At 54.8% G+C, this 13,900-nt stretch carries 7 protein-coding genes and 1 pseudogene; 6 read left to right on the top strand and 2 right to left on the bottom strand.

All coding sequences use genetic code 11. The annotated features are described in order from the left end of the window. Window positions 1-37 precede the first annotated feature (37 nt). Window positions 38-322 (bottom strand): exodeoxyribonuclease VII small subunit, encoded by a 285-nt coding sequence (locus tag CE153_RS04640; RefSeq protein WP_080788878.1) that lies wholly within the window; start codon window positions 320-322, stop codon window positions 38-40. Between the two features lie 2 nt (window positions 323-324). After that, complete coding sequence (gene xseA / locus CE153_RS04635; protein ID WP_099595297.1) at window positions 325-1,605, bottom strand: exodeoxyribonuclease VII large subunit; 1,281 nt, start codon at window positions 1,603-1,605, stop codon at window positions 325-327. 324 nt (window positions 1,606-1,929) lie between these two features. Between xseA and nrdD the strand changes: the two genes are divergently transcribed. The 6 genes and pseudogenes from nrdD to CE153_RS04605 all read left to right on the top strand — a co-directional run bounded on the left by nrdD (window position 1,930) and on the right by CE153_RS04605 (window position 13,889). Continuing rightward, the gene (gene nrdD, locus CE153_RS04630; RefSeq protein ID WP_099571425.1) at window positions 1,930-4,329 is read left to right on the top strand and encodes an anaerobic ribonucleoside-triphosphate reductase; all 2,400 of its coding nucleotides are present in this window, start codon (window positions 1,930-1,932) and stop codon (window positions 4,327-4,329) included. A 134-nt stretch (window positions 4,330-4,463) separates the two neighbouring features. Beyond that, window positions 4,464-5,177, top strand: a complete 714-nt coding sequence (gene nrdG, locus CE153_RS04625) for an anaerobic ribonucleoside-triphosphate reductase activating protein (RefSeq protein ID WP_099595295.1) — start codon at window positions 4,464-4,466, stop codon at window positions 5,175-5,177. A 206-nt stretch (window positions 5,178-5,383) separates the two neighbouring features. Then, window positions 5,384-10,279, top strand: a pseudogene (locus tag CE153_RS04620) (acyl-CoA dehydratase activase-related protein). A 288-nt stretch (window positions 10,280-10,567) separates the two neighbouring features. Next, window positions 10,568-11,839, top strand: coding sequence for a glutamate-cysteine ligase family protein (locus CE153_RS04615; RefSeq protein WP_099595293.1), 1,272 nt, complete (start codon window positions 10,568-10,570; stop codon window positions 11,837-11,839). A 180-nt stretch (window positions 11,840-12,019) separates the two neighbouring features. Further along, complete coding sequence (locus CE153_RS04610) at window positions 12,020-12,649, top strand: TetR/AcrR family transcriptional regulator (RefSeq protein ID WP_099595292.1); 630 nt, start codon at window positions 12,020-12,022, stop codon at window positions 12,647-12,649. 433 nt (window positions 12,650-13,082) lie between these two features. Next, the gene (locus CE153_RS04605) at window positions 13,083-13,889 is read left to right on the top strand and encodes a DsbA family protein (protein WP_099595290.1); all 807 of its coding nucleotides are present in this window, start codon (window positions 13,083-13,085) and stop codon (window positions 13,887-13,889) included. The last annotated feature ends 11 nt before the right edge of the window (window positions 13,890-13,900 follow it).

Here is a 13,900-nt window from a genome sequence, read left to right as displayed (position 1 = left end):
GGCGCACAGTCAGGAAAACGATGTATTGGCGGTATTTTCAGGCCAGATTGTCTTGCGTTCCAGCGGTATTGGCCGCAGTGGCCTGTTCCGCCTGTGCTGCGTCAAGCTTGGCGCGTACTTCGCTGAGCAAACTTTGGGCGCGCTTGGCAAGAGCCTCGCCAAGCTCCCACTGGCGCATGGACTGGTCAAGGTTAAGTCCGCCGGCTTCAAGTGCCTGCACGGCCTGAATGAGCTGATCTCGAGCCTCTTCATAAGGCATTTGTGCGATGGCTTCGCGTTCCTTGTCGGTCAGGCTGGATGCGGGGGTGGTTTCGTTGGTCATTGCTACTCCTTCGTTACGGTGGTGACTTCGGACACGATCATGCCGTGCTTCAATGTCATGGTGAGTTGGTCGCCGGTGTTCACAGCGTTCGCATCGTCGATTACATGGCCGTCCGCTCCCTGCACTACCGCATAGCCTCGGTTGAGGGTGGATTGTGGGCTGAGCGCGGTCAGTGAAGCGTGCGCTTTTTCGATGGTGAGACTTGCGTCGTCAAGAATACGTGTCAAGCCGATTCTCATGCGGGTTCTTGCGTCGTCGATGAGACGCTGATGCGGTTCCAGCATGGTGAGCGGCTGTGTAAGGCTTGGACGGTTCGCATAGCCTTCGATCAGTCTTGTTTCATTGTTGACGGTGGCGTCGATGCGCATGCGCATGCGTTCGATGTTCACATTGATGAGTTGCATCTGCTCACGAACGTCTGGCACGACTTTCTTTGCCGCATCCGTTGGCGTGGATGCACGCAAGTCGGCGACCAAATCAAGCAATGTCCAATCATCCTCATGACCGATCGCGGAAATCAACGGCGTATGGGCGGCTGCCGCGGCGCGCACCACACCTTCGTCGGAAAATCCGATCAGATCTTCGAAAGCGCCGCCGCCACGGGCCACAATGATTACATCGACGTCGGGATCGGCATCCATCTGCGCGATCGCCTTGATCACATCGGAAGGGCACTGCTCACCCTGCACATGCACATGCGTCACTTTGAAATCGACAACAGGCCAACGCAATCTCACATTGGTGATGACATCGCCTTCCGCGCGGGCCTGCGGGGCGCAAATCAGACCGATGCAATGCGGAAACTCTGGTAGTGGCTGCTTGCGGTCGGCGTCGAACAATCCTTCGCCTTTAAGCTTCTTGCGTAATTCGTCGATCATGGCTTTCAGGCTGCCGCCCGCGCCTGCGGCGATGATGGCGTCACCGCGTAAAGACAGGGAGGTGCGTTTCATCCACAGATTCGGTTTGCCGTGGATGATGACACGATCGCCCTGCACGAAAGGAGTGGCTGCTGCGGCGAACTGTCCGAAGCCGTTGACCTCCAACGCAATGTCCTGATAATCATCGCGCAACGTGATGTAGGCACTGCCCTGACGTCTGGTGTTGATCTGTGTGATCTGCCCGGCCACCCAAACCGATGGCCACCGTTCAACGGCCATGTGGAATTTCTCGCTGAGCAGACTTACCGGCCAGGGGTTGTCAGCGGTGGTTTCGCCGGCCAGTCGCGGCAGCGGTTTGCTGTTCGATTGCGCTGCCGGGGGTGTGTAATCCTGGTTCCAAGTCATAGTTCAAGACTCCATCATCTTGCGGACAAATGAAACACATGTTCGAATCGTGTGAGGGTACCCCACCTTGTATAGTCCCTCTTCGGTGCCTGCGTCAAATCGACACTCGGGCGACACTCTGTGGCGAAATCGTTACCTTTGTCACACAGGTTAAGGAATGGCGGAATCAAGCCAAAAATGGAATATATAGTCTTACTGTCGGCGTGCCGCTACTACATTTAGTGCTGACTATGGCGTAGAGTCTATGGACGTAGAAAACATATGGCATGCGAAACAAAGCATGAAAACCTGGTCGGATGGGGTCCGACCCGGAAAGGATGATGAATGGAAACGCAGGCTCTGAATGCCGTCTCCGCAACCGTTAAAACGGGAACCGGTAAGGTGCTCGTTGAGAAGCGCGACGGTCGTGTGGTCGACTTCGATCCGATCAACATCATCAGCGCGGTGAAGTCAGCCTTCGCCGACCTTGATAAGAAGATTGGGCCGCAGGAGGAACAGCTGATCCGTGATATCGCCAATCAGGTCGAAGCTGAAATCAAGGATCGTTACAACGGTCCCGCCAAGATCGAAGACATCCAGAATCTCGTTGAACACGGCCTGATCGAAGACCACCTGTACGATGTGGCGCGCACATACACCAACTACCGTCTGAACAAAGACATCGAACGTGCCAAGGCCACCGACATCAACGAAGCCGTCAAGCGTTTGGTGAACCGTGACGAGGCTCTGGTGCGCGAGAACGCCAACAAGGATTCCAACGTCTACTCCACCCAGCGCGATCTGCTGGCGGGCGCGGTGTCCAAGGCGTCCGCCTTCTCCATGCTGCCGGATGCGGTCTCCAACGCCCATATGAAGGGTGACATCCACTTCCACGACGCCGACTACTCGCCGTTCACCGCACAATCCAACTGCTCTCTGCCGAACTATTGGGATATGCTCGCCAACGGCTTCACCCTCGGCAACGCGCCGATGGGCTCGCCGAACAGCATTTCTATCGCTGCCACGCAGATTACCCAGATCATGAAGGACGTGGCTTCCAGCCAATATGGTGGCCAGACCGCCAACCGTGCCGATGAGCACTTCGTTGAATATGCCAGGAAAGATTACGATAAATTCCTTGAGCAGGCCCATGAGATCATGCCTGACGACCTGCCGATTGAAATCGCCGAACGCCAGGTACGCTTGGCCAAGGATGTCGAACCGAAGCGTCTGCATTTCGAAAAGGACCGTCCGGCCCTGCCGATGGACGAGCCGTTTAACAAGGATGCCAGCCGTTTGCAGCAGCTGCGCGAGGTGTGGGCGAAGATCCAGACCCGCAAGGCCATCTACGACGCCATGCAGACCATGGAATACCAGATCAACTCCAATCGTGTGTCGAACGGACAGACCCCATTCGTGACCGTTGGCTTCGGTTTGGGCACCGACTGGTTCGCCCGCGAGATTCAGCGTGCCATCTTCCTGAACCGTATCCGCGGCCTCGGTTCCGAACACCACACCGCCATTTTCCCGAAGCTCGTGTTCACCATCAAGCATGGTGTGAACGCCGATCCGGGCGATCCGAACTACGATCTGAAGCAGCTCGCCCTCGAATGCGCCACCAAGCGCATGTATCCTGACGTGATCTTCTACGAGAACATCGTGAAGATCACCGGCTCCTTCAAAGCCCCGATGGGATGCCGTTCCTTCCTGCAGGGTTGGATTGATCCGGCGACCGGCAAGGACGTGGAAGACGGACGCATGAACCTTGGCGTCGTCACCGTGAACGTTCCGCGTATCGCACTGGAATCCCACGGCGACAAGGATCGCTTCTGGAAGATCTTCGACGAGCGTATGGCCGTGGCTCATCAGGCATTGCAATTCCGTATCATGCGTTGCAAGCAGGCCGCGCCGGTCAATGCGCCGACCCTGTTCCGTTTCGGAGCCTTCGGTCGCCTCGGCGCCAACGACAGCGTCGACCAACTGTTCCGCAACGAACGTGCCACCGTTTCCCTGGGCTACATTGGCCTGTATGAGGCGACCAGCGTGTTCTACGGCAAGAACTGGATGCGCGACCACGGCTGGGATCCGCAAGGCAAGGAATTCGCACTGTCCATCGTCAAGCGCATGAACGAGCTGTGCAAGGAATGGAGCGACGCGGAAGGCTACCACTATTCCGTGTACTCCACGCCGGCCGAATCCCTCACCGACCGCTTCAACCGTATGGACCATGAGAAGTTCGGCGAAGTGGAAGGCGTGACCGACCACGACTTCTACACCAACTCCTTCCACTACCCGGTCTGGCTGCAGCCAACCCCAATGGAAAAGCTCAACTACGAGAAGGACTTCCCGTACTACGCGTCCGGCGGCTTCATCAACTACTGCGAGTTCCCGTGCCTGCAGTCCAACCCCAAGGCACTCGAAGCAGTGTGGGATTACGCCTACAACATCGGCATCGGCTACCTGGGTACGAACACGCCGATCGACCGCTGCTACGATTGCGGATTCCAAGGCGACTTCGAGCCCACTGAGGAAGGTTTCAAGTGCCCGGAGTGCGGCAACTCCGACCCGGACCACTGCAACGTGACCAAGCGCACCTGCGGCTACTTGGGCAACCCGGTGCAGCGCCCGATGGTGCACGGACGTCACGAGGAGATCGCGCACCGCGTCAAGCATATGAGCGGTGAAACCGGTCATGTCACCTTGAGCGACGGTTCCGAACGTGAATGGTTCGAGGAAGCCAAGTAAGGGCCGCATTGGCAGCAAACATAAACGAAATATGAAAGAGGGTGGATTTCCACCCTCTTTCATTCTGTGATAATCATGAGGCAAGCAGCAATCGCAAAAACGCGACGCAACGGCAAAACGTGAAGGGACAACGTATGATCAGCAGCGCGAATCCAGCAATTCAACGTCGTGACTTTGCAGCGGACGAAACCAATCGCGGGCCTTTCATCCCCACAACTCGTTCCAACAATCCCAAAGCAGGGCAATGGACCAATCGCATGAGCCGCAATATGATTGCCGACTACAAACGGTTCCTCATGACCGACGGAGAAGGCATCCGATGCTCGCTGTACGTGTCGGGCTGCCCGTTCCATTGCGAGGAATGCTACAACACATCAATCTGGGATTTCCAAGCCGGCCACGAATACAACGACAAGCTCGAAGCGCAAATCATGGATGACTTAAGCCAATCGTATGTGCAAGGCATCACCTTCCTCGGAGGTGAACCATTGCTCAACACGGGCGTGCTGTTGCCTCTCGCACGAAAAATCCGCGAACGGTTCGGTAATACCAAAGATATTTGGTGCTGGACCGGCTACACGTGGGAAGAGCTCATGCGCGAAGGCGAAAGCCCCGATAAGCGCGAACTGCTCGAACTAATCGACATTCTAGTGGACGGCCGTTATATCAAAGAATTACATGATTCCCTGCTGCAATTCCGCGGAAGCAGCAACCAACGCATCATCGACGTGCCGAAATCACTGGAAAACGGGCGAGCGGTGATTTGGCCGAAATTACATGATCAAACACGATTCATTCCCGAAATATACGGCAAAGACCGTTCTGCTGGGGAAGGCGGCGCATCCTGACATGGAAATGTTTGGATGGTTTTGCGATTTCGACGTTCGTCGAGTGTCCGGATGCATAATTAGGCACATTGACTGGATTGGTTGTCTAGTTTATGCACTGTTTCGTCCCTTTTATGCTGATTGCGAGCATTCACGAAGCGCTTAGGCGTGGGCACAGACTACGATTACATGATTGGATAACCGGGGTAGGGGCTTCCATGTCTGCCATGGAATGCAGCCCGGCGGATAGAACGATAGAGGTTGATACATGGTTGAAGCAGCAGAAGCCGGGACCGAAACGCACGGCACAAAGCCGTTGCGTGTAGGTCTTGATATCGGTTCCACTACTGTGAAGGCGGTGGTGCTCGATCAGTCCGACGCGCTCGCGGACGCGCTGTTCTCCGATTATCGGCGTCACCACGCGAATGTGCGCGCCACCGTGGCCGGGCTACTGGCTGACATCCACAAAGAATTGGAAAAGCTTGGCCGAGGCGACGAGCCGATTCGTCTGGCCATTACCGGTTCAGGCGGTCTTGCTCTTGCAGACAGCCTCGACGTGCCCTTCGTTCAGGAGGTCATCGCCGAAACCGAAGCCATTGACAAGGAATATCCGCAGGCTGACGTGATCATCGAGCTTGGTGGTGAAGATGCAAAAATCACCTATCTCAAGCCGACTCCGGAACAGCGCATGAACGGTTCCTGCGCAGGCGGTACCGGCGCATTCATCGACCAGATGGCAACACTGCTCGACACCGACGCCGCTGGTCTGAACGAAATGGCCGCGCAATACGAAACCCTGTATCCGATCGCATCACGTTGCGGCGTGTTCGCCAAAACCGATTTGCAGCCGCTTATCAACGATGGCGCGGCCAAACCGGATCTGGCCGCCTCCATCTTCACCGCAGTGGCCACGCAAACCATTGCAGGCCTTGCCTCCGGGCGCCCGATTCACGGAACCGTGATCTTCCTGGGCGGTCCGTTGTTCTTCATGTCCGAGCTGCGAGCCGCGTTCAAGCGGGCGCTCGACGGCAAAGTGGACGAATTCATTGTTCCGACCGACGCTCACCTGTACGTGGCATACGGTGCTGCATTGCAGGCCGATCAGGATGGTGACGACCTTGACTAAGCATTACGAAGCACGAACCTGTGCCGACCTTCTGGCGCGACTGGACGAACTGGAAAACTTGCCGTCCAACACCCCGACCATGCCTCCGCTGTTCGCTACCGAATCGGATCGCACCGCATTCAACGAACGACATCATCGCGAGCACGTCCATCAAGGCACGCTCGAAGGAGCCCAAGGACCGCACTTCCTGGGCATCGACGCCGGTTCCACCACCATCAAAGCGACATTGGTGAACGACGATCGCGAAATCGTATGGTCCTCTTACGCGACCAACGAAGGCAGCCCGCTGACGGCAGCCGTGCAAATCGTCAAAAAAATCCAAGCCGAACTCCCCGAAGGCGCATGGATCGCACGATCCTGCGCGACCGGCTATGGCGAAGGCCTCATCACCACCGGCCTGCATCTTGACGAAGGTGTAGTGGAAACCATGGCTCACTATCGCGGTGCCGAAATGGTAAGCCCGGGCGTCACCGCCGTCATCGATATCGGCGGCCAAGACATGAAATATCTCGCCATCAACGATGGCGTGATCGACTCCATCGCAGTGAACGAAGCATGCTCGTCCGGCTGCGGATCGTTCCTGCAAACATTCGCCATTTCCATGGGACTGACCATTCAGGAATTCACCCAAGCGGCGCTCAACTCTACCCATCCGGTCGATTTGGGCTCCCGATGCACCGTGTTCATGAACTCGTCCGTGAAGCAGGCACAAAAAGAAGGCGCATCCATCGAAGATATCGCCGCAGGCCTGTGCTATTCCGTAGTGCGCAACGCCCTCTACAAGGTGATCAAACTGCGTGATTCCGGCGAACTCGGCGACACTGTGGTGGTGCAGGGCGGCACCTTCCTCAACGACGCTGTGCTCCGCGCATTCGAACTGCTCACAGAACGTGAAGTGACCCGACCGAACATCGCAGGACTCATGGGCGCATACGGTGCCGCACTGACCGCACGCATGCACTATGCCGACGAAGCGGAAGACGAAGACGTCGATACCACCGACACCAAAGAAGCGGTGATCGCAGGCGTACGCCATACCGCATCGAACATTTTGAACGGAGAAGAACTCGACAACCTGTCGATGACCTCCGAACGAGACGTGTGCAAGCTGTGCCAAAACCACTGCAAGCTCACCATCACCACCTTCCAAGACGGATCCCGTTACGTGACCGGCAACCGCTGCGAACGAGGCGGAGACGCGAAAAAGAAGCGTTCCGATCGACCGAACCTCTACGATTACAAGTACAAGCGTTGCTTCGCCTACCGCAGACTCACCGACAAGAAAGCAACCCGCGGTGAAATCGGCATTCCGCGCGTACTCAACATGTACGAGAACTATCCGTTCTGGTTCACACTGCTCACCTCGCTCGGCTTCAAAGTGATGATTTCCGGACGAAGCTCGCACGAACTGTTCGAAACTGGCATCGAATCAATCGCATCCGAAAACATTTGCTATCCGGCCAAACTTGTGCACGGACACATCAAATGGTTGCTGAACAAGGGTGTGAAAAACATCTTCTACCCGTGCGTTAGCTACGAAGAGAACTTGGTACCCAACACCGACAACCACTACAATTGCCCGGTGGTAGCCAACTATCCTGTGGTCATCGGCGCGAACATGCCTGAACTGCGCGAAGAAGGCATCCGCTACATGCGCCCATACTTCAACATGGCCAACCATGAACTCATGGTCGACCGCATCGTCGAAGAATTCGCCTGGGCCAACGTGACCCGTGAAGAAGCCGAAATTGCAGTCAAAGCGGCATATGCCGAAAACGAAGTCTTCAAACACGACGTGCAAATGGAAGGCCTCAAGGCACTCGCCTACATGAAGGAACACGACTGCCGAGGCATCGTGCTCGCAGGCCGCCCATACCATATCGACCCGGAAGTCAACCATGGCATTCCGGAAACCATATGCTCGCTCGGCATGGTGGTATTGTCTGAAGATTCGATCTGCGAACTGCAGCCGGGGGAGAAGCTCAACCCGAGCGAATTCCTCGCAGCCGATGAAGACGATCCACGTAAGAAGAACGCAAACGGCTTCCGCCATGTGGAAGACCGCAAGGTCACCAAAATGCCACTGCGCGTCACCAATCAATGGGCCTACCATTCCCGTCTGTACGCGGCGGCCAATTTCGTCGCTTCGTACCCCGGCCTCGAACTCGTGCAGCTCAACTCCTTCGGCTGCGGTCTTGACGCCATCACCACCGATCAGGTGTCGGAGATCCTGGCGGACAAGGCCGACGTGTACACCATGCTGAAAATCGACGAAGTCTCCAACCTGGGCGCGGCGAAAATCCGCCTTCGCTCACTCAAAGCAGCCGTCGAAGAGCGTGAACGCAACCATCGCCGCGCTCTGGCCGGTGCCGTGCCCGGCAAGCAGGATCAGCCGGTGCAATCGGATGCCGTGGCTGAAGCGAAAGCCAAGCTGGAAATGGCTCAGGCGCAGCTCGCCGAAGCGCAGGCCCAGCTTGAATCCGCCGAAGCCGATGCCAAGCGTGGCGAATTCCGCAAGACCGGAACTGAAGCGCCGACTCCGGGCCGTCAAGTCATGCTTAACACCGTGATGAAAGCCAATCCGAAACTCACCGAAGCCGTTAAAGCCGCATCCAAGCGTGCCGCGGAAAACGGCATCGGCGAAGTGAAGAAGTCCGCGCACAATTCCGCCACCATGTCGAAGTACGCCAACCGCGTGCCATTCGGCAAAGACATGAAGGACTACACCATCGTGGCTCCGCAGATGAGCCCGATCCACTTCTCCCTGGTGGAATCCGCGATCCGCTCCGGCGGCTACAAGTTCGACATTCTCGAACACGCCAGCCGTGAAAACGTGGAAACCGGCCTCAAATATGTCAACAACGACGCCTGCTACCCGGCCATCATGGTTATCGGTCAGCTCGTGGACGCGATTTTGGACGGCAAATACGATCCGGAACACACCGCGCTCGCCATCACCCAGACCGGCGGCATGTGCCGAGCCACAAACTATTTCGGTCTGATTCGCAAGGCGCTGGTTGATGCCGGTTACCCGCAGATCCCGGTTATCGCCATCTCCACGCAGGGCATTGAGGATAATCCCGGTTTCAAAGCCACGCCGGCGCTGTTGCATCGTGCTATCAAGGCGCTGATCATCGGCGATCTGCTGATGAAATGCCTGTACCGCGTGCGTCCGTACGAGGTGACGCCGGACAGCGCTAACCAGCTGTATCACACGTGGAACACCATCGTGCGTGAAACGTTGGAACACCACGGCTATTCCGAGACGGCACGTAAGTTCATCGGCAAGGGGTATCTGCCGTACCAGACGCTCGTCAAGGAGATTGTGAAATCCTTCGACGCGCTGCCCTTGAAGGACGAACCGCGCAAGGTGCGCGTTGGCGTGGTGGGCGAAATTCTCGTCAAATATCAGCCGGACGCCAACAACCATGTGGTCGACGTGATCGAATCGCAGAATTGCGAGGCTGTGGTGCCGGGCATCATGGAATTCATGACCACCCGCCCGTACATTTCCGACTGGAACGAGCATTACCTCGGCATGGGCGGCAACAAGCTTGGCTACGCGCTGATGCGCAAGGCGCTTGACATGTACAACGCTCCTGTGCACAAGGCGATCGATTTGGCACACGGCAAATTCTCCCAGGACCTGCCGATGCCGGAACTTGTGAAGAAGGCCGACGAGGTCACTTCCGTGGGTGTGCAGGCTGGTGAAGGCTGGCTGCTAACTGCGGAAATCCTTGAGCTCATCGAATCCGGCTGCCCGAACGTGATTTGTGCGCAGCCGTTCGCCTGCCTGCCGAACCACGTGACCGGCCGAGGTATGTTCGGCAAGATCCGCCGCCTGCATCCGGAAGCCAACATCGTATCCATCGACTACGATCCGGGCGCATCCGAAGCGAACCAGCTCAACCGCATCAAACTGATGATCGCGGCCGCTAAGAAGGCTCACAGGGCCGCGCAGCAGGGTGAGACGGCGCAAAGCGAAAAATCCGCTTGATCATAGGCGGATAAATCAATAAGCACTGACTGGAATTGACTAAAATACCGACGCTGGCAACATCTTCAGCGTCGGTATTTTCATTTGATATATACAAACAATTCTTCAAATAACGGTAATTGCTTCTGACCTTATTAGTAGCTGTTAATTATTATTGGCCGGCTTTGCAGAGCATGTCTGTTTTAACCGAAAATGTGTATTCGGTTCGATATACGCAAGAGTTGGCTATCAGTTTTTCGTATAGCGATTGCGCCGTGCTCATCAATGCGTTTCGATAGGATTGCCAACATGACGACGCCACGAATTTCTTATGCACACCTGCTTACTGAGCCGAACCCGAAGCATGTGGAAAGTCTGGTCAAATTCTTCGAATCAGGCTGCCAAGAGCGCGGAACCGGCGGTTTCGGTGTGGAAATCGAGCATCTGCCGGTGCATAACAGCGATGATACCGCCGTGAACTATTACGAGGAGAATGGCATCGAGGCGTTGCTGAACCGCATTCGCCCGTATTACGACGAAAGCAAGGAATACTGGGAGAACGGCAGGCTTGTTGGTCTTGGCCGCGAAGGTATTTCTGTGTCGCTTGAACCGGGTGGTCAGCTGGAATGCTCGCTGGGCATTCTGCATAAGCCGGAAGATCTGCGCACGATTTATGGTGCGTTCCGCCGCGAAGTCGATCCTGTACTTGACGATCTTGGCTTTCGCTTGGTCAATTACGGGTATCAGCCGAAGTCCGGCTATGCCGACATTCCCGTCAATCCGAAGGATCGTTACAAGTCGATGACCGCGTATTTGGGGCGCGTCGGCCAGTTCGGCCCGTGCATGATGCGCTGCTCCGCATCGACGCAGGTCAGCATTGACTATGTTTCCGAACAGGATGCGATTTCCAAGCTGCGTTTGGGTACGGTGGTCGGTCCGATCCTCGCATGGTTCTTCCGTAACACCCCGTATTTCGAGGGGCAGGAGAATCCGTATCCGCTGCTGCGCCAACGCATGTGGGATTATTTGGATTTCCAGCGTACGAACGTTATTCCAGGATTGTTCGATTCTCGCTTCGGTTGGGAAGATTATGCGGTCGACGTGTTGAGCACGCCGATGATGTTCGCTGATCTGACGCACACTCCGGAAGCGTTGGAAACTCCCGGAACTGATCTGCATCATCCTGCATTCTACGAGAATGCGAACGACGTGTATCCTGATCGTGAACTCAACGCATACGAAATCAATCATGTGATTTCCACACATTTCAATGACGTCCGTTTGAAGAACTTCATTGAATTCCGTCACTGGGATTCGCTGCCGGTAGCGCGTGCGGAACGGTTGACGGAAATCATCGGATCGCTGTTCTACGATCCGACGAACCGTGAGCGTCTCGAATCGTATTTCGATGGTATTCGTGAGGAAGACGTGTTTGAGGCGAAGGCGAACCTGCAGGCGCGTGGCCATCAGGCCGCTCCGTATGGCAATTCGCTGGAATTCTGGCAGGAATTCTTAGGGCTCGAAGGTGTGCTTGCCGACGAACCCGGCGATCCAAAGCATCCTGACGTATTCCAGAAGTAAAACTGCTTTTCGAATATTTTTGGTTGGCTGAGGCTGACTGAATGTGATCTCGAAGTGGTTTTGAATGTAATTTCGAGCTGGTCTGTTGAAGATCGGCTCGTTTTTATGTGGCGAGTGGAAATGCTGTGTTTTGATACGATTTCGCCTGTCTAATGAACGGTAGATAGTACACTGTTCCGTATGGGTAATGAGGGGAAGAAGCGCGTTCGGAAATCACCTGAGGAACGTAAGAAGGAAATCATAGCTGCGGCGAGCCGTCTTATCGGGGAAAAGGGGTATTACGGTACATCGTTGAAAGATATTGCTGATGCGATTGGCATGAGCCAGCCTGGATTGCTGCATTACATTGGCAATAAGGAACGGTTGCTGTCGCTGCTAGTCACCGACAATTATGATCAGGAAGGCACTCCGGCTGATTTTGCAAAATCCGGATTGCCGGGCAGCGATCCGGAAGGCATGCTATTCCCCGCCTACTTGCGATTCTTGGTTCGCTACAATGCGAGCCGACGCAGCTTGTTGCAGCTATACATGGTGTTGGAAACCGAGTCGTTCAGCGAGGATCATCCGTTGCATGACTATTTCGAGAATCGACCGAAATACGTGTGGGAGCATTATTCGAGTTTTACTTGGAAGCTGCCGCCTGAAATCGGTGGTTGGGAGAATATGCGGGCATACGTGAGGCAAAGTTTGGAGGCAATGGACGGCATTCAGTTGCGTTGGCTCCGCCAGCCGCCCATTGACTTCTACGACGAATGGCTTGCCTTCGAAAAGATGATCTTCCCCTCGCCCATCTGGGACGGCTACCGCTAAGCCGCATGACTCCCTCAGCGTCCTTGGAAGAATAAGGACGCTAAAAGGCGCATAAATGGGGTAATTCCTCCTCTGACTGGAAGTTTTAGAGCCGTGTGTGGTGTTGTGAGAGCCCGATTGGCCTGTATCTCGCTTATATATGGCGGGTCAAGTAGGTGAAAAGGCCTTTTAATACCCCTGAACTGGCTTTGTTCCGGGAAGGTCTGCCATATATAGTCGAGATGTCTCCTGTCGGATCCGTGATTCTGCCATATATAAGCGAGTTATGGGTGAAATGTTGGGTTTGAAGCGTGTTTGAGGCAGCGTGAACGGCTGCCAGGTGTAGTGGTGCTGTCATCTGAAGATGACAAGAGGTGATGGAATGGGCGATCGGGAAATGGGGATGGACATAATGGTGCCGTAGGAATCTGTAGCGTATGAAGATTGGCATTGTATGTTCCAAAGAACCAAGTCAGATAAGAAGAAGCAGCGGTTTGCGTTGTTCATCACTGCGTGCATTATCGCAGCTCTAATTATTGTTGCGTTTGTGGGGTTTTTCCTCCAGGGGACAGCGGAAAAGCATCGTGATGATGTTGGCGGAGCTTACGATTTGTTGCAAAATGTCGAAAGTAAGCCTTCAAATGCCACGAAGCAAGGTGGTTTGGCGTCTTTCGTAGGCTCAGAGGAGCAAGCTCCCACGGTGGAGATCTATTTGGATCCTTTGTGCCCGGCATGTGGGCAGGTTGATCGAATTCTTAACGATACGCTCGAAAAAATGTATGAAGAAGGGCAAATCAAAATAGAAATTCATCCTCTGAACTTTTTGGATGGAAAATCGACGGACACCTACTCGAGTAGAGTGTCGAGCGCTATTGCTTATATTTCGGAACATGATCCCGAACATATTATCAAGTTTATTGCGAAAATATATGATGAAAGCAATCAACCATCAGAAGTAAATTACGCACCAGTTCCAGATAAAGAAATAATTCAATGGGCGAAAGAGGCCGGTGTGCCTTCCTCGATAGCGAAGAAGAGTGTTGATGGACGGTATGTTCGATGGGTGACGTACGCTACGAATTACACAATCACGAGAGATGATTTGATTGCTGTTGGCAAGGAAGGATTCGCAACTCCTCTGATACGTATCGATGGCAACATATGGTCCATGGATGGTCTTTCGCTTGATGATTTATCGAATGATTTCGTGCGTGAATTAACGTCGAAAAAGAGTGAAATCGGGAACTCAATCAGGAATTAGAATTACAACCG

Source organism: Bifidobacterium sp. N4G05, from assembly GCF_002742445.1.
GTDB lineage: Bacteria > Actinomycetota > Actinomycetes > Actinomycetales > Bifidobacteriaceae > Bifidobacterium > Bifidobacterium hominis.
The sequence above is the reverse complement of the archived record's forward strand: the minus strand, read 5'-3'. Positions and strand labels throughout refer to the sequence as shown.

Bases quoted from the DNA above. Each gene is read 5' to 3' on its own strand.
- CE153_RS04640 (WP_080788878.1), bottom strand. From the start codon at position 322: ATGACCAACGAAACCACCCCCGCATCCAGCCTGACCGACAAGGAACGC.
- xseA (WP_099595297.1), bottom strand. From the start codon at position 1,605: ATGACTTGGAACCAGGATTACACACCCCCGGCAGCGCAATCGAACAGC.
- nrdD (WP_099571425.1), top strand. From the start codon at position 1,930: ATGGAAACGCAGGCTCTGAATGCCGTCTCCGCAACCGTTAAAACGGGA.
- nrdG (WP_099595295.1), top strand. From the start codon at position 4,464: ATGATCAGCAGCGCGAATCCAGCAATTCAACGTCGTGACTTTGCAGCG.
- CE153_RS04615 (WP_099595293.1), top strand. From the start codon at position 10,568: ATGACGACGCCACGAATTTCTTATGCACACCTGCTTACTGAGCCGAAC.
- CE153_RS04610 (WP_099595292.1), top strand. From the start codon at position 12,020: ATGGGTAATGAGGGGAAGAAGCGCGTTCGGAAATCACCTGAGGAACGT.
- CE153_RS04605 (WP_099595290.1), top strand. From the start codon at position 13,083: ATGTTCCAAAGAACCAAGTCAGATAAGAAGAAGCAGCGGTTTGCGTTG.